Origin of the sequence: Paenibacillus sp. ALJ109b (assembly GCF_010747435.1) — a bacterium.
Classification (GTDB): domain Bacteria; phylum Bacillota; class Bacilli; order Paenibacillales; family Paenibacillaceae; genus Paenibacillus; species Paenibacillus taichungensis.
Genome location: NZ_JAAIFP010000013.1, coordinates 1 through 25,532, shown reverse-complemented (window position 1 = coordinate 25,532; position 25,532 = coordinate 1). Strand labels below are relative to the sequence as shown.

Below are 25,532 nucleotides of genomic sequence, written 5' to 3'. Positions count from 1 at the left end.
TCTCACTCTCTATCAAGGATTGGACTCGTCTGAGCCCAATCGCTAGAACCTTGATTTACCGTCCAATGTAGCCCAACTATGAAAACAATTCGCTTTAAAATACTTAAACCCATTTCTCTATTCTATCAAAAATTTAAATACGGGGTAAGCTTCGCCCAAAACATATAAATTCTCATCACAAAAAAAAAACCTGCACACGGTGTGCAGGCTCAAAGGATATATAAAAAAAGGGGGTCATGTGTGTTATTATAAACGGGCTATGTTAAAGGCTTATGTAACTAATATTACAGTATTATTACAAAAATGATAGCGCTTTATAATTTGTTGTTTTCTCCATTATTAAAGCCCCTGCAGAGTGTCCTGACATGAAAGTCAGACCCTGCAAGGGCTTCATACTACGTATTAATTCAATTCTTCCACATAAGCTTGGTTGGAACGAAGTTTATGAACGATTTCCTCATAATCCTCATCCCTTACTTTGGCAGACAAAACATAACGCAGATCGTCATAGTCAGCCGAAGACACATCGGCAGCATTCAACAGATCGCCATCCTCATTGACATTATCCCGGGAATCTCTATCCGTATCGCGGTCCACATTGCTGACGACAGGGATTACATTTTCACTGGCGGGAACCCCGGGTGCTGCACCCACTCCCATGGCTCCATTGGTTCCTACGCCACCCGCTGTGTTATAAGGCACCAGAGGTACCATAATCCGTTTGTCTCTGCCAACCGCGCTATCCAGTTGCCCTACCTCCAAATGCTCTGTACGGAACGTCTGAAGTGAGGTTCTTGCCCCCTCTGCCTCGTCCTCGGTCCGAAAATACGCCTGAATATGTTTTGTCATGTCAAACCCTCCTTTATCGGAATAAATGCATTGGTGTAACGAAAACTTAGAAGCTTTGAGCTTCAATCTTCACTTTAATCAGTAATCACATTATCGTACGGTCCGCCCCAAGTCATTAAATGACTTTTAACAACTCGCGGACAAATGCCGGTTCATCGGCAGGCGTACGGGATGTAATATAATTTCCATCTACTACAGCTTCATGATCCTTGAATTCTGCCCCTGCGTTCACCATATCATCCTTGAGCGGTGGATAGGATGTAATCGTACGGCCTTTCAACAGATTCGCACTTGCCAGAATTTGCGGGCCGTGACAGATCGCAGCGATTGGTTTCTTCGCACTATTGATCTCCGTTACGAATTTCAGGATATGTGCGTCTGTACGTAAATTTTCAGGAGAAGATCCACCTGGAATGACAACTGCGTCGTAATCTGAAGCCGAAACCTCAGCGATCGCTTTGTCCGAAGTATAGGAGGCTTTACCACCTTTACCTTTCAGCGTCTCTCCTGCTTTCAAGCCGATAATTTCCACGTCGTGTCCGGCTTTTTTCACCTCATCATATGGAACCTGCATTTCCGAATCTTCAAAATCATTCGCCAATAAAAAAGCAACTTTACTCATAACGTATGTTCTCCTTTCCCTGTTCGAAATTTCTTGAAATCGGGTATTCGCAGAAATTGTTGGTGTACATTTCTTGTTCATTGCCCGTAATAAATACTGAACCTGGCACGCCATCGTGCCTCGTTCTGTTATTACCCTAACCAGAGCCGTTTATAACATGACGAACCTGTATTATTTTGACTTTGATCAGGCGATCCGATTCATCAACAGTTAAGTTCCATAACAAAAAAAGCCCTGATTCGATAATCGAATCAAGACTTTTCATTCATTCCAAATGGTCAGCACTCAGTCACGCGGAAGACGGCTCTGCTCACCTTTATCCGAATCCTGAAGGGCCCAGATCGTTGTTGCACACTCTGCAGCAGCGCGGGCAAGCTTCAGGGACTCATACAGGTTTCCAGGCAGAAGCAGAGGTTCTATTCGGGAACGTTTTTCCTTGACGGATTGGCGCATAATGGGTGGGATACTCCTTTGATCATCTTATGTTAATGAACCGAATTATCCCTCATTATGGCCTGTTCCCCAACCAATTATGCATGCGTTTCTTGACGAATAGGGCTTTCCAGCATTAAAGTCACGGGTCCCCAATTCGTGAAAGTCACATCCATCATCGCTCCGAAACGTCCGGTTTCCACCTGAATTCCTTTATCACGTAACAGCTGATTAAACGTTTCATACAACAATTCTGCCGCTTCAGGTCTGGCTGCAGCTGCAAAGCTTGGGCGTTTTCCTTTACGACAATCTCCGTACAATGTAAATTGTGAGACAGATAATACAGCCCCGCCCACATCGATCAGACTAAGATTCATCTTTTCCTGCTCATCCTCAAAGATTCGAAGTCCAGCGATTTTGTCTGCCAAATATATAGCATCCTTCTCCGTGTCCTCATGTGTAATTCCCACAAGCAACATCAACCCGGATTCAATTCTCCCCGTCAGCTCGTCTCCAACGGTCACCTGAGCCTCTTTACAGCGTTGTACAAGCACCCTCATCTTACAGGCTCCTTACTGCATAATCCGATGCACAGAATAGACATCTTTCACCCGTTTGATCCGTTCCACAACCGAATGCAGATGCTCCGTATTACGAATCAGAATTGTAACGTGCACCAATGCTAATTTATTTTTATCTGTACGTCCGGTGACGGCAGATATATTGGTTTTACTTTCGGAAACAGCCTGAAGCACTTCATTGAGCAAGCCGTTGCGATCATGACCCGTAATCTCAATATCCACACTGTAGTTGGCTTCAATATTCTCTTCCCACTCGACTTCAATGACGCGAGCTGCTTCTTCCCCATCCGTACTGGAAGGAATATTTGGACAGTCCGTTCGATGCACCGAAACCCCACGTCCACGTGTAACATACCCGATAATAGCATCCCCTGGTACAGGGTTACAGCAGCGCGCAAAACGAACAAGCAAATTGTCTATACCTTTGACACGAATGCCATTCGTCGGACGGTTTTTGCGTTCAGGTGCAGGCTTCAGCTCACGCATCTCGGAGTTCAGCTCAAGCAAGCTGGATTCTTCCTGCTCCTTGCGAAGTTTCTCCGTTGCTTTGGTCACGATCTGTGCAGCCGTAATGCCACCGAATCCAACAGCTGCGAGCATATCTTCAATATCATTGAAGGCATACTTTTTGGCTGCTTCCTGCAACTTATCGTCGGTCATCCAAGCAGATGGATCAAGTCCCATGCGCTTGAGTTCACGTTCACAACTGTCGCGTCCTTTTTCAACGTTTTCTTCCCGCCGTTCCTTCTTGAACCATTGCTTGATCTTCGCTCGTGCGTGAGAGGATTTTGCAATTTTAAGCCAGTCCTGGCTCGGTCCGTAAGAATGTTTGGACGTCAAAATTTCGATGATATCGCCTGTTTTGAGATGATAATCGAGTGGAACGATACGACCATTTACTTTGGCACCAATCGTCCGATTACCCACCTCTGTATGGATTCTATATGCAAAATCCAATGGAACAGATCCAGTAGGCAATTCGATAACTTCACCTTTTGGCGTGAATACAAACACCAGATCCGAGAAGAAATCCATTTTAAGTGATTCTACAAATTCAGACGCATCCTGCGCTTCATTTTGAAGTTCAAGAATCTCGCGGAAGAACGTAATTTTATCTTCAAAATTATTTCCGTTTCCGTTCGCAGCGCCTTCCTTGTAGGCCCAGTGGGCAGCAATACCGAATTCAGCGGTGCGGTGCATATCCCATGTCCGAATTTGGACTTCAGTCGGTTCCCCATTCGGACCTACGACCGTGGTATGCAGCGATTGATACATGTTCGCCTTCGGCATCGCGATATAGTCCTTGAAACGTCCAGGCATTGGTTTCCATAACGTGTGTATAATGCCGAGGGTAGCATAACAATCCTTGATGTTATCCACAATAATACGAATCGCAAGCAGATCATAAATCTCGTTAAACTGTTTGTTTTTCGTTGTCATTTTTTTGAACACGCTGTAGATGTGCTTAGGACGTCCCGACAGATCTGCCTGAATTCCCATCTCATCCAGCTTGCTTGTAATACCGTCCATAACCGTATCAATATATTGCTCACGTTCCGCACGCTTTTTGTGCATCAGGTTTGCAATTCGGTAATATTGCTGCGGATTCAAATAACGGAGGGCGATGTCCTCCATTTCCCATTTGATCGCAGAGATACCCAGACGGTTCGCAATCGGACAGAAAATCTCCAACGTTTCATATGAAATCCGACGTTGGCTTTCTTCCGACTGAAACTTGAGTGTCCGCATATTATGCAGACGGTCAGCCAATTTGATCACGATGACACGGATGTCCTGCGCCATGGCGATGAACATTTTGCGGTAGTTCTCGTTCTGCTGTTCTTCCTTGGAGCGGAACTGAATACGTTCCAGCTTCGTCAAGCCGTCAACAAGCATGGCACACGTATTGCCGAAATGATTGCGGATTTCTTCAAGTGAAACCGTAGTATCTTCTACTACATCATGAAGAAGCGCTGCAATTATGGAGATGGTGTCCATCTGCATGTTTACAACAATATCGGCAACCGCAAGCGGATGCAGAATATACGGTTCTCCCGATTTTCGCGTCTGTCCATGGTGGGCCTGATCAGCAAATTCGTAAGCTTCTCGTATGCGCACCAGATCGGGTTCTTTGATATATGCCCCGGCCTTCTCGAGTAATTGCTCTATGCCCATTCTGATCTGTTCCGTGTCCTTTCTATACAAAATGGAACCCGTGACATAATATCAACACAGGTTCCCCGTAAAAGTAATTTCCTATAATTATGACGCTTCGCCCGTTTCCCGTCAACTACTGACGAATAAGAGCACATATCCAATTTTTTTATACGTTATGTGCCATTCCCAAAAGATGTTGCCCGATATTCAACAGAGGTCGGAAATCATCCTCATTTACTATGTATTATTACCGTTATTTGGCGAAATAGAAGGATCAATTCGCAAAATAAAAATAGTTTAGCTGTTCTTAGTGGAAAAATGTTATTGCTAAATGAAGAGAAACTCTGTACTATATTGAAGATTTGTGTTTCGGAAAAAAGGAGATGAACATTCATTGCAACGTGAAATTCAGGTTAATCAAAAAATGCCGCTTGGCTCAGGATCGCTGCTGAGTCTCCAGCATTTGTTCGCCATGTTTGGCAGCACGGTACTCGTGCCGAACCTGTTCGGTGTCGATCCAAGTATGATCTTGCTTATGAACGGTATTGGAACATTGTTGTACATACTCATGTGTAAAGGAAAGATTCCGGCCTATCTTGGGTCAAGCTTTGCTTTTATCGCACCTGTTTCTTCCGTGTTAATAGCACACCCTGATAACGGATACTCCATGGCACTTGGAGCGTTCATTGTAACGGGCGTAATTTTCTGCATTGTAGCTCTTATCATCAAGTATGCGGGAACAGGCTGGATTAACGTGGTATTCCCGCCAGCGGTTATGGGTGCCATTGTTGCCCTAATCGGTCTCGAACTTGTACCTGTAGCAGCCGGAATGGCTGGGCTGATCAATTCAAACCCTGCTGAGAACCCAGACTGGGTACCTCAAGCCAAACCAATTATTTTAGCCATGGTTACTCTTGGTATCACTGTAATTGGTGCAGTAACCTTCCGGGGGTTCCCCAAGATCATTCACATTCTAATCGGGATTGTATCCGGTTACGTGCTTGGATACTTTATGGGTGAGGTAAAAACCCAGAATATAGCGAACGCTGACTTTATCTCGCTGCCAACAGTAACAACACCGTCATTTGACTGGTCTGTCATCTTCACCATTTTGCCTGTGGCACTCGTTGTCATTGTTGAGCACATCGGACATCTGCTTGTAACGAGTAGCATTGTTGGCAAAGATTTGTCCAAGGACCCGGGTCTGCATCGCTCCCTGCTTGGGAACGGCGTTTCAACTATTCTTTCCGGTTTTGTAGGATCCACACCGAATACAACTTATGGTGAAAATATTGGGGTTATGGCTCTGACCCGGGTTTACTCGACGTATGTTATTGGCGGTGCTGCCGTTATCGCGATCGTACTTTCGTTCTCAGGTACGTTCTCGGCACTCATAGCTAATATCCCCGTTCCTGTTATGGGTGGTGTATCTTTGCTTCTGTTCGGAGTTATTGCGGCATCCGGTTTGCGTATTCTGGTCGAACAGAAAGTGGATTTTGCCAAACCGACCAACCTGTTGCTAACTACCCTTGTACTCGTCATCGGACTCAGTGGTACTGAGATCACATTTTATGGTATTCATCTCAAGGGAATGGCTCTGGCAACCATTGTCGGAATTCTGCTGAGCTTGTTGTTTAAATTATTTGAAGTACTGGGTTGGTCGAATGATCAAACGGAGAAACAGCCTTTAACCGAGAAAACTCCGGATTGATTTCTTGCCGACTAATTTGAACGAACAATGTTTATTCATTCTTCATTTTATACATCGTAAAACACAAAAAGCCTGCTCTCTAACCTTAACGGGTTGAGGGACAGGCTTTTTTTGCGAATAGTTAATGCTGTATATTATTTCCCGGGAAACGGGAGATCCAGTTCACGTGTTTTAACAGCAATGAATGCCGGAGTTCTAGTAGTTCATCAATGTAAATACATCAATTCCCGGCAATTTTGCACGTCCATTCAAATCAGACAGCTCAATCAGGAACGCTGCACCTACAATCTTGCCACCCAATTGTTCAATCAGGTTAATGGAGGTAGCAATAGTTCCGCCTGTCGCCAGCAGATCATCCGCAATCAGGACATTTTGTCCTTTTTCGATTGCATCTGTATGCATAGCAAGCGTATCTTTGCCATATTCAAGATCATAACCGACTTCGATCGTCTCTCCAGGCAATTTTCCACTTTTACGGATCGGAGCAAAACCGACACCCAGAGCGTACGCCAGAGGAGCGCCCACAACGAATCCACGTGCTTCAGGTCCAGCAATAACGTCAATTTTGAGATCCGAAACCATTACTTTCAGCTCATTGATCGCCTTGCGGTACATTTCTCCATCCTTCAACAATGTCGTAATGTCTTTGAAGCTGATTCCCGGTTGTGGAAAGTCAGGAATGACACGAATATAATCTTTAAAATCCAAAATAATCTCCTCCTAAAATAAATAGCACAACTTCTATCTAAGATACGCCCTTCATCCGGGATATCATCCATTGTGTCAGTTGAGGGGTCGATGCATCCAGCATCACCTGCTCTGTCTCGGCCATGTTCTCCAGCGCCTGATAATGACGCGAAGCGGTTAGCTCACGCTTGGGTGGGTTATCCACAAACACAATCTTTCCAGCTTCTCGAGTAATAAACGATAACTCCTCAAAAACATCCAACATCATGGTAATCATGCGCGGCGAGCAGCCACACTGACGACTGAGCACAGGAGTGATCTCTTGTTCCTCCACGGGTTCAGCTCTCCATTTGGACACCAGCATATAAATACGCTTGAAGAGTTCTCTGGAAGGCATCTGAAGGCGATCTCGGCGGTTGCCTGATCCGTGCAGAAGGATGATATTCTCGGCTCCGCTGAATAAAGCCAGCATTGCATCAAGTTGTTCCGGGGTTTCCGGCGTATCAAACACAAATAACGTCCGGACCTGTTCCTGCCCATAATGCTGCGCGGCAGCATTGCACGGAAACAAACCGACCTTTCTATCATATACCCAAAGGCACGGTTCATACAATGAATTTCCCTCGGAAACATTCGTTTCTTTCCGAACGATGGCACCAATTGAGCCTGACTTGTATCGCAAATGTATTTCAAGCGAACTCAAGAACTGTTTCATCGCGTTCAAAGGCTCCGTACTACCTCGCAAATCAAAAACTTGCGCATGTGGAACCTGGATGTCCTGCAGCATTAATTGTGGTTTCCTCATCCCGTTCCACTCATTTACGGACAACTCGCCCATAACATCAATGATGGAGCCTGGCGGCAGAAATTCAGCTAATGCTCCCTTGCCAAAGGCTACCGTCTCCAATTGCTGACCATCCTGCTCCAAAACCAATTTCAGATGACGTTTTTCCCGTCCCATCGTCCGTGTTTCTTTTACAGTCACATTGCGCAATACAAAACGTGGAGATGGATTACTCATGCCAAACGGCTGGAGTCTGTCGATCTCTTGAATGACCTGCAATGGCACATCACTGATTCTGCATTCGTCATCTGCAAGACGATGGGGCACAAAATCCTCCTCTGTCAGCACGGATGCCGCAAACTCATTCAGTCCGGCTTCCAGCTCTTTAAGTTGATCACGATGAAGGCTCATGCCTGCTGCAGCTGGATGACCACCATAATGGTCCATCGTGTGTTTGCAAGCAGTTAATGCCTCATAGATGTCCAACCCCTCTATGGAGCGTGCTGAGCCTTTACAAGCGCCACTCTCCGGGTCTATGCCCAGGATAAGCGTTGGCCGATAATACCGTTCAAGTAACTTGGAAGCAACAATACCTACAACTCCAACATTCCAGCCTTCTCCCGCCAAAACGATGACATCCGGCACTGCTCCGGAATTAAGCTGGATTTTCTGCTCCAACTGGGTTGTCGCTTCCAGAAGTATACCCTCAACAACCTGTTGCCTTTCACGATTCAGCAAGTCAAGTTGGCCTGCCAACGTGTGTGCCTCATCCAGATCCTCGGTTGTAAGCAGCGATACGGCTCTGCCAGCATGATCCAGACGTCCGCTTGCATTAATACGCGGAGCCATTGCAAAGGCAATATTGATTGAGGTGACCTGAGTTTGATCCACACCACTAATTTCAAGCAGAGCACTTATACCAGGCAGACGTGTACCTCGCATGGACTCAACACCATAACTAACGATAACCCGGTTCTCGCCTTCCAAGGGCATCAGATCGGCAACCGTACCAATAGCGGCAATTTCCATCCATTCTCCAGGCACTTCTCCGATCAATGCCTGAGCCAGCTTCAACGCTACACCCGCACCAGCTAACCCTTTAAAAGGGTAAGGACAGTCAGGAAGCTTGGGATTAATGAGCGTATAAGCCTCAGGCAAAACTTCAGGTGGTTCATGGTGATCCGTCACAATGACTTCCATTCCCAGTGTTGCAGCATAAGCAATCTGCTCTACCGCACTGATTCCGGTATCAACCGTAATCACCAGCGTGACTCCTTGTTGATGAGCCCAATCTAAAGCATGATTGTGTAACCCGTAACCTTCATTGGAACGATGAGGGATATAAATATCATAAGAAGCACCAAGATAACGCATCAGATGGATCATCAGGGATGTACTGGATACTCCGTCCGCATCGTAGTCCCCATATATTAAAATATGTTCTTCACGCTCAATAGCCAGCTGGATTCGGGGCACAGCTTCTTTCATGCCTAGAAGCAGATAAGGATCATGCATCTGATTCAGATCAGGATGCAGAAATTGTTCTGCCTCTGATTCATTATGAACCCCTCGACTGACCAGCAAACGTCCAACAAGTGATGAAACGGAAAGCGCCTGCGAGAGTCCCGCAGCCGCCTCCAAATCGATATTCGGTGTGTTCCACCGGTATTGCGAATAAAGCAATGATAACGCTCCTTTCCTGATCTACTGGACCAAGCTTCATTACTGAATTAATGTCGCTTCAGGATCTGGCAGTTCATGATTGGATTTATAAGGATATCCAGGATCATAAGGTACAGCCTGGATCTGTACTTCTTTCACATGACTAAAACGAGTTAAGAGAAGTGTCTTCGCCCGATTCGCAATCTCTTGTGCCTCAAGCACAGAAATTCTAGGGTTCACACTAATGACCAGTTCAATCGTAACATCATGTTCTTGTTCACGTGCTACCAGATGTTCAATCGTAATAATGCCATATACACGCTGCACCGTCTCTTTGAAGTCAAGTGCTTCTTCCTGTTCCAATTCCTGAACAAGTGAACCATATACGGTATCCACAATCATTCTGTAGCCTTTGTGAAGCACAAAACAGGAAGCTATCAATGCAGCTGCGGGATCCATATATCGAAGAATACTCCACCCCATCGTTTCTCCTGTCATGGAACCTACAATACCGACCAAGACGATAAGTGAGCAGTAGAGTGCCCGACGATGCTGCTGTGCATAAGCTAGAGCCTGCGATTGATTTCGTTTACGGAAATATCGGTATTGATATTGAAAGATTGCTTCTTTCACAGCCAATGCTGCAAAAGCTACCACAAGTGCATGGGTATATTTCTCAAGCGATTCTGGTACATCTCCAGACAGACTACCCAAAGCGGAGATGGCGATTTGCAAACCTCCCATAAGGATGAGCACAGATAATAATACCGAAATTCCAGGTCTCGCGATACGTGAATGTTCCTTTGACCGCTCCCTACGAGCCTTTCTTTTTGTTTGTACAGACTTCGAGGGAAAGAGGCCGGACAATGAAGAAGCAGCTTCTGAAGCAGAGTGCAGGCCGTCTGCAAGCAACGATTTGCTGTTTGCCATATAACCGAACCCAGCCTTGATTACTGCAAGTGTCAAATTCCCGGCGATCCCGCTCCACGTGGCAGCGTGAACAGAAGGGAAACGTTCTCTGGTCATGGCGATGCCCCCCTTAATACTCTACCTAAAGTTGCAAAACCGCGCCTGGCAGACGCGGCTTCACAATACAATGTTTAGTTGGACGCTTTGACAGCTGCTTTAGGTTTCTCTGTTTGTTTACCTTTGAGCGCCAGCCACAATGGAGCGGCGATGTAGATCGAAGAATATGCACCGAACAACGTTCCGATCACCATAGCAAGTGAGAACATGCGAATGGATTCTCCACCAAAAATAAACAAGCAGAGCGAAGCGACAAACACGGTGAATGTTGTATTCAGGGAACGTGTCATCGTTTGCGCCAAACTGCGGTTGACTACTTCACGCAAATCGGCTTTCGAAGTCTTTTTAGCAAAACGCATATTCTCACGAATCCGGTCGAAGATAACGATTGTATCATTGATCGAGAATCCGACAATGGTCAGTACAGCCGTAATGAAGGTAAGATTCACTTCCAGTCGGAAGATCGAGAACACACTAATCACTACAAATGCATCATGGAAGAGCGCAATTACAGCAGCCAAACCAAACCGCCATTCAAATCGGATGGCTACATAGATCATAATCCCGATACTTGCGATAAGAACCGCGTATATGGCATTACGTTCAAGCTCTTTAGCCATCTCCGGGTCAACCGTGTTGACTTCATAAGAAGCGGCTGAATCCAGCTTGGTAAACTCTTGCTTAAACTTACTTTCCTGAGTTTCATCCAGTACGTTCGAGAAACGAACGTTAACCCGATCAGCACCAGGTGTAATATGAACATCTTTTGTGTCAACACCAAGCTCACTAACAATGGGCTTGATTTGTTCCGTTGTGATCGCTTTAGACACCGTAATATCCACATTAGAACCCGAACGGAAATCTACCGCATAATTCAATCCCAGGGCCAAAATGCTAATGATACCTGCAATCGTCAAAATGATGGAAAAGGCATAGGCAAATTTACTGCCTTTAACATAATCAAAATTCCAATTAAAGCGCACGAATTTCACTCTCCTTCACTCCGAAGTACTTAGGCTTCTTCAACACGTTAGCCCGCACAAGCAGGGTCAACAGGAAGCGGGAGAAGAAAATATTCGTGATAATGCTGGTCACGATGTCAAAAATCAGCACGAGTGCGAAACCTTTAACCGCACCTGTACCCATGAAGAACATAACTGAAGCGGCAATGATCGTTGTAATGTTGGAGTCGATGATTGTACGGAAGGAATGTTTACCTCCTGCTTTAACCGAAGACAATATCGACTTGCCACTGCGCATTTCTTCCTTAATCCGCTCGTACGTGATGATGTTGGCATCCACGGCCATCCCTATACCCAGGATAAATGCCGCGATCCCCGGAAGGGTAAGTACGAATTCTCCCATATAGAAGATAGCAAGTACCAGCCACGTATGTGTAATCAGGGCAAAGCTCGCAATAATCCCCGGAATACGGTACAGACCAATCATGAACACCAAGATAATCACGGAACCAATTAATCCCGCTTTAATTGTCTGGTCCAGAGATAGTTTACCAAGCGTTGCACCAACGCTTTGAGAGTACTTCTCTGTCAGTTTCAACGGCAACGCGCCCAAATTAATGGTATCGCGAAGCTGATTGGCTTCCTCACGTGAGTAGTTACCCGTGATTTGCGCAGAGCCGTCACTGAGCTGTTGCTGCACGGTTGGTGCGGATAACAGTTGATCATCCAGATAGATGGCCAAAGGTTGTCCAATCAAACGTTTAGTAATTTCAGCAAACTTCGCTTTGTCTTTAACCTGGATATCGATCATCGGTGCGTTCAACTGGCTGAATACCACTTTGGCACCATTCTCCACGAACTCATTTCCCCGAAGCTCGATTTTGGTGTATTCGCCTTCTTTGTCATTCTCAGCTTTACTGCGGAAGGTCATGACAGCAGGTTCTTTCATTTTGGCTCTGACTTCAGCCTCGTCGGTCACCCCGGCCAGCTTCAAACGGATCCGGTTCGTTCCTTCTGTTGTTACTTCCGGTTCGCTTGTTCCGAGCGCATTGGCACGGCTCTCCAGACTTTTTGCTGTTTGCACCAAAGATGCTTTGGTGACTTGTTGTCCTTGTTCCAGCGGCTCTGCTTCATATAAGATCTCGTAGCCTCCTTTTAAATCAAGGCCCAAGCGTATATTTTTGAGCAGCCCTGGACTTGTGCCCAACATTACTCCTGCGGTCACAAGCACGACCAAAATGAAACTGACGATTCTTTTCATGCCGTTCCTAGATCCCCTTTCGTTCTCAATATTCCTATTATAGCGATGCCGTAAAAAGCAGTCAATTTCCAACAAAAAAGATCCCTTTCGCTAGAAAGAGGACCCCCGGTATGCAGACACGGTCATAAAGTTCATAAAGCTTGTTGCTTTCAGTGACAATATGTCGTTCACCAGTTGGTGAAGCGGTGGAATGCCCTGCTTTTCATATTTATGACTGATGCAATTCCAGACATCTTTGCTGGTGACATATTCGTAACCGACAAGCCTTAGTTCCTCTGCTTTGCTACGGCAGAGCATCTCTATAGACTGTTCCAACTCCACATCATTCATTTCTTCCAACGGGGAGCCTCCCTTCATACATCCAAGCCTTTATGCGGCATCAATATTACATCATTCGACTTTACCCGATCATATTCCTTCTTGCTGGTGATGGATCTTTTTGTTAATCGTGTCCAAGTTGTCATGAGAAGATATTGGACTGGCATAGGATGAAGAACGACGGCTTTGTCCCGTTTATGAATATCTGTACTCCAACCGGGAAAGAGGGGTAGTCTTGAAGAAACAGACATTTATCCAGGGAGCCATGATCCTGCTCGCCGCAGGCATCATTAATCGGATTCTCGGGTTCATCCCGCGCATTGCGCTGCCACGGGTTATCGGTGCAGAAGGAGTTGGCATCTACCAACTGAGCTATCCCTTTTTCATCGTACTCGTCACATTAATCACTGGCGGTATTCCATTGGCTGTAGCCAAGCTCGTAGCCGAAGCGGATACAGGTGCCAACCGTTATTCACCCCAACGGATTCTTCAAATCAGCCTGAGCTTCACCCTGACCCTTGGTGTTGTGTTTATGTTTTTGTGCATTATCTTCGCTCCATGGGTCACCCGTTATGTGCTGACCGATGAGAGGGTCTATCACACGTTTGTCAGCATGAGCCCTATGATTGCCATCATCGCCGTATCTGCAGTCTACAGAGGATATTTCCAGGGAAAGCAAAACATGATGCCTACGGCTGTTTCATCAATTGTAGAAACGGTCATTCGTATTATCTGTGTGATCTGGTTTTCCTGGCTCCTCTTACCCCGAGGAATTGCTCAAGCTGCTGCAGGAGCCATGCTTGGAGCACTCGTCGGAGAATTCGTCGGTATGCTTGTATTACTGTGGAACTATGCTAGGCAGAAGAAGTATATGGATCAACATCTGCCCATACTCGAATCTGCAATCGAACCCAAATCTGCTATTTCAAAAAAATCAACTGAATCAGAGCCTGGACTTCTTCGTCGTTTACTCGCGATTTCCGTACCCGTTACTGCAGGAAGGTTAGTTGGCTCCCTATCCTATCTCGCTGAGACAATTGTAACCGCACAGAGTCTAGCTATTGCAGGTATCTCCAAAGGGCTCGCCACGGCCCAGTATGGTGCATTACAAGGCATGATTATACCGCTACTTCTACTGCCGGGAGCATTAACTTCCTCGTTAGCCACGTCCCTTGTCCCTTCATTGTCTGAGGCCTCGGCTCAAGGTGACCGTGCGCTCATACATAAACGGATGCATCAGGCGCTGCGGCTAGCACTTGTAACAGGTGCTCCATTTTCTGTTTTTATGTATGTGCTTGCCGAACCGATGTGTCTTGTTCTGTATAATGATGCATCGATTGGAAGCATGCTTAAGCTCATGGCTCCTTTTGCTTTGTTTATTTACATTCAAGCTCCTCTTCAAGCCGCCCTTCAAGCATTGGATCGTCCGGGAAAGGCACTGCTCAATACATTTATTGGTGCTGTCATCAAAATCACATTGATTTTGGTACTCGCCTCCCGACCAGAATACGGTATATTTGGTGCGGTGATTGCCATTTGTGTGAATTCAACGGTCGTTACCCTTTTACATGCAAGAAGTGTTCGCAACCTTTTACAGTTCCGTTTCAAGGTAATGGATTGGGTCAAAACTGGCACTGGTATGGTTATCATGGGCGCCGCTACTCTGGTCATTTATGAACAGACTGCATCTTTGCTTCCATTTTGGATCAGAATGCTTCTAGCGCCCCTTGTTGGTCTAATCGTTTATTTCATTGTTATGGGCTGGACCAAAATGATTGATTTTCACGATCTTTCCCGTGCTCCCATTATTGGTTCTTGGTTTAAACGCCGTTCCCGTAAATAAATTCACTTTTCATCTTTCAAACTTACGTATACCTTTCCGTTATGATCGATGGAACATAAAAATACATCTTTGAAATCAAGAATCCCCTTCCCCTGCATCTGATTTTTAAGCCAAAACCGTGTTTTCTGAATCAGCTCAAGATTCTGGTCTTGCACTTTACCATCCATGATCAGGGGCAGGGGCAGCCCTTCATATTTGATATTTTGGAATCCGTCAACCTTTTCTTTCCTCGCTTTTTGAATGCTATTTATAGTTCCATCCTTGCCAGAGGCATTATTGCCACGGGAGGAGGACTGATTTTTGGGAAAAACGGTTAACTTGCCTGTCGTCTCCAAAATGGCAAATTCCACTTCACCAATGCTGTCGATATTCTGTTCACGCAACTGAAGCAGAAGATCATCCAGGTTATACCGCTGCTTGCGCATCTCATCCCGATGCAATGTTCCTTTAGATATCAACACAGTGGGTTTTCCATCAATCATTAGCCGTAACTTACGGCTCTTGAGACTGAGAAAAGCCATGACAATCTGCACGACAAGTACCGTCAGCATGGGCACAATGCCATGGAATAGTGGTTTGTCTATATCCTCAATTACAAATGCCGCTATCTCTGCAAGCATAATGGATACGACCAGATCGAACATGGACAGCTTCCCAATTTCTCGTTTTCCCATCAGTCTGATTGCACCGTATACAATAAAATACATCAGTATGGTTCGAAAGACATGTGCTCCGACATCTGCAAAGTTCACAACAGGGTTCCTCCTTCAAATCCGAGTTTTATACGGGTACCTGAAGCGTAATCCCTATTTTGGCCTGAAGCTTACATGCTCATGCAAATATAAACTGTTCATTTAATGGAAAATTCAGTTCATAACTCCGAGGGCTTGACCATACACTGTATTAATTTCAAACTTGTACAAGGGGGTTGCTTCATGCAGTTGATTCGCCGAATGGTTTCATTTCGAATGTCTAACCCGGTTCTTTCGGGCCTCTGTTATGCTTTTGTGTGGATGATGTTAGGCGCACTGATTCTATCCTTCTTTCTCTGGATGACCGGAATGCGGGAACAGGATCTCTCCCTGTATACGTACGTTGTCCATGGCTTGTCTTTGCTGGTTGGTGGATTTGTATCTGGCAAGAGGTCAGGTGAGCGAGGCTGGTACCACGGAGGTATTACCGGAATCGTCTACGGACTAATCGTATTGCTGATTGGGTTTCTGGCACTCGATGCCTCATTCAATTGGAAAGACAGTCTGCAGCTTGCAAGTGCATTCCTGATTTCTGCACTAGGCGGCATATTTGGAGTCAACACACGAAGATCATAGAAGATCGGGGTGTAACGGTTATAAGTGAAAAAGAAAAAGAGAACCGGGTCTCCAAGGAGATCCAGTTCTCTGATAGTGAAGAATACGCTGCAAACGTACTCATAGCCTTACAGGCTTTTAAACATCTATGGTCTATTCAGCCGTTTCACGTGCAACTGCACTGCTAATTGCATTACGATCGAATGTCAGTTTAGTAACATCGTTTACACGCAATACAACCACATCGTCTGTGATTTCAGCAATCGTTCCGTGAAGACCGCCGATTGTAACAATTTTATCGCCTTTTTTCAATTGCCCTAACATGGAATTACGTTGCTTCTGTTTTTTGTTCTGTGGACGAATCATCAAAAAGTAAAAAATTGCAACCATGAGTACCAAAGGTACAATCAAAGATACAATTCCACCGCCTGCTGGCGTTCCTGTTAAAGGCATTCCCTGAAACATTCAAACTCCCCCTTATCGACTATACGTACAAATAATACTTGTTACTGCGGTTCCGCAAAAACCTGATCAGAAACCTTTGTCATTGTCATGAAGACCATATTGATCGAAAAATTCATCCCGGAAATCAAGCAAACGATCTTCCATTATGGCTTTACGCACATTGCGCATCAAATTCTGCAAGAAATGAAGATTGTGGATGGTCGTCAAACGTAAGCCAAACGTTTCATCCGCTTTGATTAAATGACGCAAATAGGCTCTTGAATAGTTACGACAAGTATAACAATCACATTCAGGGTCTAGTGGCCCAAAATCGGTTGCAAACTTGGCATTACGAACTACCAGACGTCCTTGGCTGGTCATCGTTGTTCCGTTACGGGCAATTCGGGTAGGCAGAACACAATCGAACATGTCCACTCCACGAATCGATCCCTCAATCAATGCATCGGGTGAACCTACACCCATTAAATAGCGTGGTTTATTGGACGGCAACAAAGGAACTGTGTAATCCAATACGCCATACATCAAATGTTTCGGTTCTCCAACACTCAGTCCACCAATAGCATAACCCGGGAAATCCATGGAAGTCAAATCTGCCGCGCTTTGGCGACGAAGATCTTCATGCATGCCCCCCTGTACGATGGCAAACAACCCTTGATCATTCGGACGAGCATGACTTTCCAGACAACGTTCTGCCCAGCGGCTCGTTCTTTCAAGTGATTTTTTTACATATTCATACTCAGCCGGATACGGCGGGCACTCGTCAAATGCCATCATAATATCGGAGCCCAGTGCATTCTGGATTTCCATTGCCACTTCAGGCGATAGGAATTTTTTATCTCCGTTTAGATGGGAGCGGAAGTTAACGCCCTCCTCCGTAATTTTGCGCATCTCACTCAGAGAAAACACTTGGAACCCGCCACTGTCAGTCAAAATCGGGCGATCCCAGTTCATAAATTTGTGCAGGCCACCTGCCTGACGAATAATTTCATGTCCGGGTCTCAGGAACAGGTGGTACGTGTTGCTCAAAATGATCTGAGCATCCATTTCTTTCAGCTCTTCGGGACTCATCGTCTTCACCGTCGCCTGTGTTCCTACAGGCATGAAGGTTGGTGTCTCAATAATACCGTGAGGTGTATGTACACGTCCCAGACGGGCTCCGGATTGTTTACAGGTTTTGATATGTTCATACGTAATTGCTGCCATTGGTTTTAATCATCCTCTAAAAATTAATCGTAATACCTTCACTTCTCAATAAATCAACATAGCATCGCCAAAGCTGAAGAAACGGTATTGTTCTTTTATCGCTTCCTCATATGCATGCATGATTTGTTCTCTACCCGCAAGCGCACTGACCAGCATGACCAATGTGGATTTGGGGAGATGAAAATTCGTAAGCATCCCGTCGATTACTTTGAACGTATATCCCGGATAGATAAAGATTTTGGTCCAGCCGCTGCTTTCTTGCAACTGCCCGTCTTCAAACTTGCTTCCTACCGTTTCAAGTGTACGACAACTTGTCGTTCCTACAGCAAATATACGGTTGCCACGTTTTTTCGTTTCATTAATTAGATCCGCTGTCTCTTGAGACAAAGAGTAGTATTCCTCATGCATGACATGCTCTTCAACTTTATCAACTGACATAGGCCGAAATGTTCCGAGTCCAACGTGAAGCGTGATGAAAGCTACATTAACGCCTTTATCCCGAATCCGATTCAGCAATTCATCTGTAAAATGTAATCCTGCTGTCGGCGCAGCGGCCGATCCTTCATGTTTCGCATATACCGTTTGATACCTTTCGCGGTCATCCAGCGTCTCTCTGATATAAGGAGGCAGCGGCATCTCACCCAGACGATCCAGAATCTCTTGAAATATTCCATCATAGGAGAACGTTAGCAAACGCGCACCCATTTCGCCTTCCTCATCAATGACTGCCTTTAGCTCGTCACTAAAAACGATGACGGAACCAGTTTTCAGCTTCTTGCCTGGTTTAACCAAGGCTTCCCAACGATCGCCCTCCACGTTTTTGAGCAGGAGTACTTCCGCCTTTGCCCCCGTGTCCTCTTTGGTTCCGAACAAACGAGCTGGAAGAACACGTGTATCATTCAGCACCAGTGTATCTCCAGGCTGAAGGAAGTCGATAATATCAGGAAACGTGTGATGGTTAACCTCACCGCTGTCCTTATTTAAGGTAAGCAGCCGGGATGCCGTGCGGTCAAGCAGTGGCGTCTGCGCAATCAATTGCTCCGGCAATTCAAAATCATATAAGTTCACATTCATATTAGATTCATTCCTTAACAATAGTCACATTCTGATAATAGTGTTTCAATATTGCCTGGTAATCATACCCTTCATCTGCCATACCTTTGGCACCCCATTGGGACAAGCCTAATCCGTGCCCATTACCCTGACCGATGATCATGAAGCTTTGGCCCTGAGTTACAGCTCGAGCTTGACCATCACCACTCATAACCACAAGAGCATTACTGGATGAAGTTCCTGTGCCCGAGGCAGATAGTACAGCAGCACCCTGTGAGCCGGTTTTGCTTGCTGTTTTGCCGTCAGCGCCTAATACAGTATAACTTCCGGTCCCTGCAATATCAAATAAAGTACTAGGTAATCCACCTAAAGCAGAGCGGTATGTATCTGCATATTTTACCGTCATTGGCTGGCCGTTGGCTGTAACTTCAAGTGCTCTTCCTGATGGCCCGCGCTTTGTCACTTCGAGCGTTGAGATCGAAGATGGAACAGTAGAAGTCGTTTTACCCTGCAGGGTTTTAACCAACTGGGCTGACGTGAACGGTCCTCTTACCCAAGCATAATCATTGGACTGCGGCACTTTGGCCAGAACAACAGCTTCGTTGCCTGGATTCAATTTCGCTACCGGGTCAACATTCGATTGAATTAACGGAACGGGACGCACATTGGTATTTTGGGCAGTAACCGTCACTTTGGCTAAACCCGCATCCGTTTTGGTCGTTAATTCTTTTACATTATCCTCGCGGATATATCCGCTGACTCCTGTACTCAACAGCACATGATACCATGTCTGTAATCCAGCTTGGGCCGATGTATCTCCAGGGCTGTCCACATTACTGAACACATCCCCGCCTCCATTCCATACCTCGGATGGGTGAGCAGTCTGTCCCCCTCCATTGGAAGAGAATACAGCTTCAACGATTTTACCACCGCTCTTGATGACTTCTCCAGAGGTGGCGTCAACCGCACTAGAGACTTTATCATTCTCTGAACCCATTCCGTTGTATGCCTGACTGAGCGTGGTATCCACAACATTGGCAATTTTAAAACGATCTCCCTGTTGAAGTGCATAGGAGCGAGCAGCGACAGCTTGTACTTTCAGTGCTTCTGCTGGCCAGGATGAATACACTTCTGCACCAACAACAGAGTATAAATATTGCTCCAGTGGAACTACATTAACCAAAGCCAAATCGCCACTTACAATGCTAATTTCCATGTCACCGCGATACGTCCGCCCGGAACGTTCCACCACTTTAATTCCACTGCCGTCTCCTTGTACAAAGGCTTTAGCTTCACTGCCGACAATAGTGTAATGCGGGGCTACTTTAAGTGTATCCGTGCTTAACCCAGCATCCTGGCGAATGATAAGAGCAGCACTATTACTGTTTACCGGAGATAGACTTACTCCTGGAACACTGGCTTCCACACTCTTCTTGAATGTAGACAAATCAGCATCTGATGAGGCTTCACCCACCCATACAGCATAGCCTTGACTCCCTCCATCCAGTTGAAGCACCGTATAGGAACTAATTCCCGCCGATGCAAAAGATGCTTGTGCCGCTTCGGCCTCTTGAAGTGAACTGTATACTCCTGCAGACAGACGCTTGCTGCCTGTCACCGCTGGTTTTTGTCCGCCCAGTTGGGCTGCAGCCACTTTTTGTACACGGGCTACCGCTTGTCCAGCCAACGCTTCTGTTGCATAATTTCCTGTATAGAGCTGATAGGTTGCTTTACCATTTAAAGAGGTTGTAAACAACAACGGTTTATCACTAGTGGCCTGCAACAATTTTGCGGCTGCTGCTGCCGTTTTGAAATCCCCTGTTTCCAACACTTTGACGCGGAATCCATCCGCACTGAAACGGATTTGTCCTGCCGGAAGAGTTATACTTGCCCCGCTTTCCGAACCGATATTCCACTTCCCACTCGACTCAAACGTTATCAGTGGTGTCGTCGATTTATACGTACTCCCCAGGTTCGCAAACATGGCTACCCGGATCATCTGCCCATCACTTTCAGCGGCATAAACCGGCACTTGCAGGCATCCTACCGTCAACAGAGCTGCGGCCAATACCTTCAAACGCCAACTCCACTTCTTTGTTTGTGTTGCTTTCCCCACGATCAGTCTCCTCTCCATGTTTGTCCCAAGTTGTATATTAAGATGAATCTCACTGATATATAATCAAAATTATTTGGCGTCTCTCGGTGGAACTGGCAAACCCAGATGATGATAGGCCAGGTCCGTTACAATTCTGCCCCTCGGTGTGCGTTGAAGCATGCCAATCTGCAATAGATACGGCTCGTAGACATCCTCAATGGTCTGACTCTCCTCACCAATCGTAGCGGCAATCGTATCCAGACCCACAGGGCCTCCCCGGAAACTGTTAATCATTGATTTGAGCATCTTGTGATCGATCTCGTCCAGACCACGCGGATCAATCTGAAGACGTTGCAGCGCTTCTTCCGCCAGAGCCTGTGTGATAATACCGTCACCCCGTACCTGGGCAAAGTCACGCACTCTTTTTAGCAATCGATTGGCAATCCTCGGTGTCCCACGGGAGCGCAATGCGATCTCTTCTGCGGCATTACCAACAATCTCAACCCCTAGAATCTCTGAGGCCCGTGAGACGATGTAGGCCAACTCATCCACTGTGTAGAACTCCAGCCGACTGATAACACCAAATCGGTCCCTGAGAGGCGCAGACAGCAAACCTGCACGGGTTGTAGCACCAATCAGCGTAAAGGATGGCAGATCAAGACGTACGGAGCGGGCACTTGGGCCTTTTCCGATCATGATATCCAACGCGAAGTCTTCCATGGCGGGATACATCACTTCTTCTACCGTCCGATGAAGGCGATGAATCTCGTCAATAAACAGGACATCCCCTTCTTGCAGGTTTGTAAGCAATGCAGCTAAATCACCTGGGCGTTCAATCGCCGGTCCCGATGTTGTGCGTAAGTTAACACCCAATTCATTGGCAATGATATTGGCAAGTGTTGTTTTACCAAGTCCAGGCGGGCCATATAACAACACATGATCGAGGGCCTCATTACGCATCTTGGCCGCTTCAATGTATATTTTCAAATTCTCCTTGACCTGGTTCTGCCCGATATACTCATTCAAATACCGGGGACGAAGACTAAGCTCCACAGCTTGATCCTCCATCATCAGGTTCGCGGAAATAATCCGGTCATCCATGTTCATCCCTACCTTTTTTATGCGGCTTACTGCTCTATTATAGAGGCAAAATTAATTATCCCGTAAACAGCATTTGCAGTGCCCGTTTCATCAACACATCAACAGAATCGGCCGAAGTAACATCTTTCTTCAGTTTGAGCCAAACTTTGTCCAGTTCACTGTCTGTATACCCCAGCGCTTTAAGCCCTTCACGAGCCTCATCCCAGGCAGAGCCGCTTCCTGCTTCTTCCGAAGGAGGGGCAAACAAACCTGTTGCATACGTGGCAGCACCGAAACCATCCAATTTGTCCTTAAGGTCCAGTATCATGCGCTGCGCTGTTTTCTTGCCAATCCCCGGCAGTTTGGTCAGAAACGTTAGATTCTCTTGATAAATTGCAGTCACGACATGGTCCGGCGTACCGCCAGCGAGTATACCCAGAGCAACTTTGGGTCCAATACCTGATACTTCGATCAGCTTGCGAAATAACTTCTGTTCCTCACGAGTAGCAAAGCCAAACAGCAACATCGCATCTTCACGTACATGGTGATGGGTATACACCATAATTTCGCCTTCTTGCTTCGCAAATGCAAAAGGATTCGGACAGAATACACGATAACCAACGCCATGCACATCAAGCACAATATATTCATTCTCCAGATGTACGAACTGTCCTCTTAGGAAATCAATCATTTTCGCAATACCTCATTCAACTTGGAATTTAATGTATATGAGTGTGCGTGACACACTGCTACAGCCAAAGCATCTGCTACGTCATCCGGCTTCGGGATCACCTGTAAACGCAAAAACATTTTGACCATCTCCTGCACTTGCCGCTTTTCCGCTTTTCCGTATCCCACAATCGCCTGCTTAATCTGCATCGGCGTATACTCGGCTATAGGCAGCCCCTTCTGGGCAGCAGCCAGTACCATGACACCTCTAGCCTGACTTACAGACATCGCCGTTGTGACGTTACGATTGAAAAAAAGTTTCTCCAGCGCTACCGCGTCTGGTTTATATTTATCAATCAGCTGTACCATACCCTCATATACATGAAGCAGCCGTTCCTCTTCAGGGGTGTGAGCTTCTGTCTGAATACAGCCATATTGTACAGGTGTTACCTTACTGCCGATTTTATCCACAAAACCAAAACCGACAATCGCAATCCCCGGGTCAATTCCCAAAAAACGCAAATCCATCTCTCCCTTACAAAAGCGAACATATGTATCGTTCATTTCATTATAACAAAAGATAGACCCTACGGCAGGAAAAACTTTGTCCTTTCATATACTCGCCTGAATTCGTGAATAACCTACAATCCTTATCTCCTATATTCAGTTGTTTCGGTCATAGAACGGCAAAAAGGACATCTTTCGATGTCCTTCGGTTCACTTCGTATGTTGTATAATCTCTGAGTGTCATCGACAAGGCACTTCTCTTCTACACGATGTTAAAAATACATTCAATGCAGATCAGCCTGTTTTTTATCCGCCATTACGGATTTCTTTATTGACCTCATCTACCGCATAATCGCTGAACGTAGAGATTACACTATCATACTCATCCTTGTCCTGAATACGAATACCTTGCTGCAACTGCTCCAACACACCTTCAGGCAATGATGTCTCCAACGTGCCTACGTCCATTTGAAAAAAAGTACGGATGACTTTCTCTTCTGTGGGCCGTCCTTCATACAGGTTGAGATTACCCACAGCATCTATGCTAATATATGCCTGCTCTTTACATAATGGAGAAAGATCATCCACATGTTGCTTAATGTGTAACACTTCTGCCGATTCAACCTGAGCATCCCAATCTGGATGTTGAACGAGCAGCATCTTCAATTGAGGAATCGCCATCTTACCTAATTGTTCCGTCTCTACCCCACAGATATATTGCGTCTCCAATACAACACTCGTTAAACGGTCCGGATCAGACCCGAGTTGTTCCATCAAAGTCTGAATTTCTTGCTCCGATCTTTGTTCACTCGCAGCAGGTCCCATTACAGATACAGCCTCACTGAAATTGGTCGTGAGTAAACGCTCGATCGCAGAAGAAATCGGCAAACCACTGTAAGCCAGTATAGCTACAGCAACTAACGATGAAGTCATCCACACTGTTCTTTTCCATCGGCGCCAGCGTCTCTTGAATTGTTTTTTGAAGTTAAACGTGTTCACATGAACCCCTTCTATCACTTTTTAAACCTATTGTGACCGAAAGCACTGGGGTTTATGCAAAATTAACCTAAGGCACCAGCAATACGCTACGCTTGAGCGTAATAAGATAAAAGCTATATTTATTCCTTATTAAAGGTTGTCATGAATTAAGAGGTTATGATTGCTTAAAACACAATCAACTTTTAGACATAAATAAAAAGACGGACTATCTATAAATAGATAATCCGTCTTTTTTGAGATCGGGATGACACGATTTGAACATGCGACCCCCTGGTCCCAAACCAGGTGCTCTACCAAGCTGAGCTACATCCCGTTATATATACCGGCGAGAGGACTCGAACCTCCACGGTTTCCCACTCGATTTTGAGTCGAGCGCGTCTGCCATTCCGCCACGCCGGCGTATGAAGTTATAATGGCGCGCCCTGAGAGATTCGAACTCCCGGCCTTTTGATTCGTAGTCAAACGCTCTATCCAGCTGAGCTAAGGGCGCAAATATTGGAGCGGAAGACGGGAATCGAACCCGCGACCCTCGCCTTGGCAAGGCGATGCTCTACCGCTGAGCCACTTCCGCATACGGTATTAATAAATATAAAAATGGCGGAACCGACGGGATTCGAACCCGCGATCTCCTGCGTGACAGGCAGGCATGTTAGGCCAACTACACCACGGTTCCAGATCACTTTCTTGAAAGAAAGTATAATTGCGGGGGCAGGATTTGAACCTGCGGCCTTCGGGTTATGAGCCCGACGAGCTACCGGGCTGCTCCACCCCGCGTCGTTATTCAGAAAACTATATGGTGGAGGCTGAGGGGATCGAACCCCCGACCCTCTGCTTGTAAGGCAGATGCTCTCCCAGCTGAGCTAAGCCTCCATGTATATATGACCCGTAGGGGATACTCTCACTTCGTTCGAGACTGTGAAGCCACTGCTAACGAAGCTTATCCTCCGACGAACCTTTGGGATTCTCATCCCTTTTTTTAAGCTAATAAATATAGCTATGACCCGTAGGGGATTCGAACCCCTGTTACCTCCGTGAAAGGGAGGTGTCTTAACCCCTTGACCAACGGGCCTTAATGGCTCCCCGAACAGGGCTCGAACCTGTGACAACTCGATTAACAGTCGAGTGCTCTACCAACTGAGCTATCAGGGAATACTAAGCATCTGCAGTGCAAATGCAATTCATCGTACAACATCAACATACAAAATCTGTTTTCTATGTAAGATGAAAGAGTTCGCTTGGCGGCGTCCTACTCTCCCAGG

23 protein-coding genes and 9 tRNA genes are annotated in these 25,532 nt (G+C 46.1%); 3 read left to right on the top strand and 29 right to left on the bottom strand.

The features are described 5' to 3' along the window. Positions 1-402: 402 nt before the first annotated feature. The 5 genes from G3352_RS14690 to G3352_RS14670 form a co-directional block, all read right to left on the bottom strand. Positions 403-849 carry a hypothetical protein gene (locus G3352_RS14690; RefSeq protein ID WP_163757506.1) on the bottom strand — a complete coding sequence of 149 codons (447 nt, stop codon included), beginning with the start codon at positions 847-849 and terminating at the stop codon, positions 403-405. 115 nt (positions 850-964) lie between these two features. Further along, complete coding sequence (locus tag G3352_RS14685; protein ID WP_053779112.1) at positions 965-1,471, bottom strand: type 1 glutamine amidotransferase domain-containing protein; 507 nt, start codon at positions 1,469-1,471, stop codon at positions 965-967. Positions 1,472-1,756: 285 nt separating this feature from the next. Further along, positions 1,757-1,924 carry a hypothetical protein gene (locus tag G3352_RS14680; RefSeq protein ID WP_163757504.1) on the bottom strand — a complete coding sequence of 56 codons (168 nt, stop codon included), beginning with the start codon at positions 1,922-1,924 and terminating at the stop codon, positions 1,757-1,759. Positions 1,925-2,001: 77 nt separating this feature from the next. Then, positions 2,002-2,463: a D-aminoacyl-tRNA deacylase gene (gene dtd, locus G3352_RS14675; protein WP_076287751.1), complete on the bottom strand. Its 462-nt coding sequence runs from the start codon at positions 2,461-2,463 to the stop codon at positions 2,002-2,004. 12 nt (positions 2,464-2,475) lie between these two features. Then, the gene (locus G3352_RS14670) at positions 2,476-4,659 is read right to left on the bottom strand and encodes a RelA/SpoT family protein (RefSeq protein ID WP_063567711.1); all 2,184 of its coding nucleotides are present in this window, start codon (positions 4,657-4,659) and stop codon (positions 2,476-2,478) included. Between the two features lie 376 nt (positions 4,660-5,035). Here G3352_RS14670 and uraA point away from each other — a divergent pair, with 376 nt between their 5' ends. After that, positions 5,036-6,352, top strand: coding sequence for a uracil permease (gene uraA, locus G3352_RS14665; RefSeq protein ID WP_163757502.1), 1,317 nt, complete (start codon positions 5,036-5,038; stop codon positions 6,350-6,352). Between the two features lie 195 nt (positions 6,353-6,547). Here the strand turns inward: uraA and G3352_RS14660 are convergent, their stop codons facing one another. The 6 genes from G3352_RS14660 to G3352_RS14635 all read right to left on the bottom strand — a co-directional run bounded on the left by G3352_RS14660 (position 6,548) and on the right by G3352_RS14635 (position 13,064). Then, positions 6,548-7,060 carry an adenine phosphoribosyltransferase gene (locus tag G3352_RS14660; protein WP_024633046.1) on the bottom strand — a complete coding sequence of 171 codons (513 nt, stop codon included), beginning with the start codon at positions 7,058-7,060 and terminating at the stop codon, positions 6,548-6,550. Between the two features lie 37 nt (positions 7,061-7,097). Next, positions 7,098-9,506 carry a single-stranded-DNA-specific exonuclease RecJ gene (gene recJ / locus G3352_RS14655; RefSeq protein ID WP_163757501.1) on the bottom strand — a complete coding sequence of 803 codons (2,409 nt, stop codon included), beginning with the start codon at positions 9,504-9,506 and terminating at the stop codon, positions 7,098-7,100. Positions 9,507-9,545: 39 nt separating this feature from the next. Continuing rightward, positions 9,546-10,511, bottom strand: coding sequence for a cation diffusion facilitator family transporter (locus G3352_RS14650; RefSeq protein ID WP_076287748.1), 966 nt, complete (start codon positions 10,509-10,511; stop codon positions 9,546-9,548). Between the two features lie 74 nt (positions 10,512-10,585). Next, positions 10,586-11,494 (bottom strand): protein translocase subunit SecF, encoded by a 909-nt coding sequence (secF, locus tag G3352_RS14645; protein ID WP_163757498.1) that lies wholly within the window; start codon positions 11,492-11,494, stop codon positions 10,586-10,588. Further along, positions 11,484-12,734, bottom strand: a complete 1,251-nt coding sequence (gene secD, locus G3352_RS14640; RefSeq protein ID WP_076287746.1) for a protein translocase subunit SecD — start codon at positions 12,732-12,734, stop codon at positions 11,484-11,486. The genes secF and secD overlap by 11 nt, the downstream gene beginning before the upstream one ends. 90 nt (positions 12,735-12,824) lie before the next feature. Beyond that, positions 12,825-13,064, bottom strand: a complete 240-nt coding sequence (locus G3352_RS14635) for a post-transcriptional regulator (RefSeq protein WP_175383441.1) — start codon at positions 13,062-13,064, stop codon at positions 12,825-12,827. Between the two features lie 223 nt (positions 13,065-13,287). Here G3352_RS14635 and spoVB point away from each other — a divergent pair, with 223 nt between their 5' ends. Continuing rightward, positions 13,288-14,895, top strand: coding sequence for a stage V sporulation protein B (gene spoVB / locus G3352_RS14630; RefSeq protein WP_163757496.1), 1,608 nt, complete (start codon positions 13,288-13,290; stop codon positions 14,893-14,895). Positions 14,896-14,897: 2 nt separating this feature from the next. Here spoVB and G3352_RS14625 read toward each other — a convergent pair whose 3' ends face one another. Beyond that, positions 14,898-15,602, bottom strand: a complete 705-nt coding sequence (locus tag G3352_RS14625; RefSeq protein ID WP_163757847.1) for a DUF421 domain-containing protein — start codon at positions 15,600-15,602, stop codon at positions 14,898-14,900. A 228-nt stretch (positions 15,603-15,830) separates the two neighbouring features. Here G3352_RS14625 and G3352_RS14620 point away from each other — a divergent pair, with 228 nt between their 5' ends. After that, positions 15,831-16,223, top strand: coding sequence for a TIGR04086 family membrane protein (locus G3352_RS14620; RefSeq protein ID WP_163757494.1), 393 nt, complete (start codon positions 15,831-15,833; stop codon positions 16,221-16,223). 132 nt (positions 16,224-16,355) lie between these two features. Here the strand turns inward: G3352_RS14620 and yajC are convergent, their stop codons facing one another. The 17 genes from yajC to G3352_RS14535 form a co-directional block, all read right to left on the bottom strand. Next, positions 16,356-16,667, bottom strand: a complete 312-nt coding sequence (gene yajC / locus G3352_RS14615) for a preprotein translocase subunit YajC (protein ID WP_163757492.1) — start codon at positions 16,665-16,667, stop codon at positions 16,356-16,358. Between the two features lie 66 nt (positions 16,668-16,733). After that, positions 16,734-17,870 carry a tRNA guanosine(34) transglycosylase Tgt gene (gene tgt, locus G3352_RS14610; RefSeq protein ID WP_062325081.1) on the bottom strand — a complete coding sequence of 379 codons (1,137 nt, stop codon included), beginning with the start codon at positions 17,868-17,870 and terminating at the stop codon, positions 16,734-16,736. A 45-nt stretch (positions 17,871-17,915) separates the two neighbouring features. Next, positions 17,916-18,944 (bottom strand): tRNA preQ1(34) S-adenosylmethionine ribosyltransferase-isomerase QueA, encoded by a 1,029-nt coding sequence (gene queA, locus G3352_RS14605; RefSeq protein WP_163757490.1) that lies wholly within the window; start codon positions 18,942-18,944, stop codon positions 17,916-17,918. A gap of 7 nt (positions 18,945-18,951) precedes the next feature. Continuing rightward, complete coding sequence (locus tag G3352_RS14600) at positions 18,952-21,057, bottom strand: SpoIID/LytB domain-containing protein (protein ID WP_163757488.1); 2,106 nt, start codon at positions 21,055-21,057, stop codon at positions 18,952-18,954. 51 nt (positions 21,058-21,108) lie between these two features. Further along, positions 21,109-22,119 carry a Holliday junction branch migration DNA helicase RuvB gene (gene ruvB / locus G3352_RS14595; protein WP_053779099.1) on the bottom strand — a complete coding sequence of 337 codons (1,011 nt, stop codon included), beginning with the start codon at positions 22,117-22,119 and terminating at the stop codon, positions 21,109-21,111. A 55-nt stretch (positions 22,120-22,174) separates the two neighbouring features. Continuing rightward, positions 22,175-22,789: a Holliday junction branch migration protein RuvA gene (gene ruvA / locus G3352_RS14590; RefSeq protein ID WP_076287741.1), complete on the bottom strand. Its 615-nt coding sequence runs from the start codon at positions 22,787-22,789 to the stop codon at positions 22,175-22,177. Then, complete coding sequence (gene ruvC, locus G3352_RS14585; protein WP_053779097.1) at positions 22,786-23,289, bottom strand: crossover junction endodeoxyribonuclease RuvC; 504 nt, start codon at positions 23,287-23,289, stop codon at positions 22,786-22,788. The genes ruvA and ruvC overlap by 4 nt, the downstream gene beginning before the upstream one ends. Positions 23,290-23,580: 291 nt before the next feature. Continuing rightward, positions 23,581-24,273, bottom strand: a complete 693-nt coding sequence (locus G3352_RS31580) for a BofC C-terminal domain-containing protein (RefSeq protein ID WP_163757486.1) — start codon at positions 24,271-24,273, stop codon at positions 23,581-23,583. 239 nt (positions 24,274-24,512) lie between these two features. After that, positions 24,513-24,586, bottom strand: a tRNA-Pro gene (locus G3352_RS14575). Positions 24,587-24,593: 7 nt separating this feature from the next. Then, positions 24,594-24,672 (bottom strand) — tRNA-Leu (locus G3352_RS14570). Between the two features lie 14 nt (positions 24,673-24,686). Further along, positions 24,687-24,763 (bottom strand) — tRNA-Arg (locus G3352_RS14565). A 6-nt stretch (positions 24,764-24,769) separates the two neighbouring features. Continuing rightward, positions 24,770-24,844: transfer RNA gene (locus G3352_RS14560), tRNA-Gly, on the bottom strand. A 24-nt stretch (positions 24,845-24,868) separates the two neighbouring features. Further along, positions 24,869-24,946, bottom strand: a tRNA-Asp gene (locus tag G3352_RS14555). A gap of 27 nt (positions 24,947-24,973) precedes the next feature. Beyond that, positions 24,974-25,047 (bottom strand) — tRNA-Met (locus G3352_RS14550). A 20-nt stretch (positions 25,048-25,067) separates the two neighbouring features. Then, a tRNA-Val gene (locus tag G3352_RS14545) sits at positions 25,068-25,143 on the bottom strand. Between the two features lie 127 nt (positions 25,144-25,270). Continuing rightward, a tRNA-Glu gene (locus G3352_RS14540) sits at positions 25,271-25,342 on the bottom strand. Between the two features lie 4 nt (positions 25,343-25,346). Beyond that, positions 25,347-25,422, bottom strand: a tRNA-Asn gene (locus G3352_RS14535). Positions 25,423-25,532: the final 110 nt, after the last annotated feature.

What these genes read in the sequence shown, in the direction of transcription:
- ruvB (WP_053779099.1), bottom strand. Translation starts at nt 22,119, where the DNA reads ATGGATGACCGGATTATTTCCGCGAACCTGATGATGGAGGATCAAGCT.
- G3352_RS14625 (WP_163757847.1), bottom strand. Translation starts at nt 15,602, where the DNA reads ATGTATTTTATTGTATACGGTGCAATCAGACTGATGGGAAAACGAGAA.
- dtd (WP_076287751.1), bottom strand. Translation starts at nt 2,463, where the DNA reads ATGAGGGTGCTTGTACAACGCTGTAAAGAGGCTCAGGTGACCGTTGGA.
- ruvA (WP_076287741.1), bottom strand. Translation starts at nt 22,789, where the DNA reads ATGATTGATTTCCTAAGAGGACAGTTCGTACATCTGGAGAATGAATAT.
- G3352_RS14670 (WP_063567711.1), bottom strand. Translation starts at nt 4,659, where the DNA reads ATGGGCATAGAGCAATTACTCGAGAAGGCCGGGGCATATATCAAAGAA.
- G3352_RS14685 (WP_053779112.1), bottom strand. Translation starts at nt 1,471, where the DNA reads ATGAGTAAAGTTGCTTTTTTATTGGCGAATGATTTTGAAGATTCGGAA.
- G3352_RS14690 (WP_163757506.1), bottom strand. Translation starts at nt 849, where the DNA reads ATGACAAAACATATTCAGGCGTATTTTCGGACCGAGGACGAGGCAGAG.
- secD (WP_076287746.1), bottom strand. Translation starts at nt 12,734, where the DNA reads ATGAAAAGAATCGTCAGTTTCATTTTGGTCGTGCTTGTGACCGCAGGA.
- yajC (WP_163757492.1), bottom strand. Translation starts at nt 16,667, where the DNA reads ATGTTTCAGGGAATGCCTTTAACAGGAACGCCAGCAGGCGGTGGAATT.
- G3352_RS14680 (WP_163757504.1), bottom strand. Translation starts at nt 1,924, where the DNA reads ATGCGCCAATCCGTCAAGGAAAAACGTTCCCGAATAGAACCTCTGCTT.
- queA (WP_163757490.1), bottom strand. Translation starts at nt 18,944, where the DNA reads ATGAATGTGAACTTATATGATTTTGAATTGCCGGAGCAATTGATTGCG.
- tgt (WP_062325081.1), bottom strand. Translation starts at nt 17,870, where the DNA reads ATGGCAGCAATTACGTATGAACATATCAAAACCTGTAAACAATCCGGA.
- G3352_RS14650 (WP_076287748.1), bottom strand. Translation starts at nt 10,511, where the DNA reads ATGACCAGAGAACGTTTCCCTTCTGTTCACGCTGCCACGTGGAGCGGG.
- G3352_RS14635 (WP_175383441.1), bottom strand. Translation starts at nt 13,064, where the DNA reads ATGAATGATGTGGAGTTGGAACAGTCTATAGAGATGCTCTGCCGTAGC.
- G3352_RS14600 (WP_163757488.1), bottom strand. Translation starts at nt 21,057, where the DNA reads ATGGAGAGGAGACTGATCGTGGGGAAAGCAACACAAACAAAGAAGTGG.
- G3352_RS14620 (WP_163757494.1), top strand. Translation starts at nt 15,831, where the DNA reads ATGCAGTTGATTCGCCGAATGGTTTCATTTCGAATGTCTAACCCGGTT.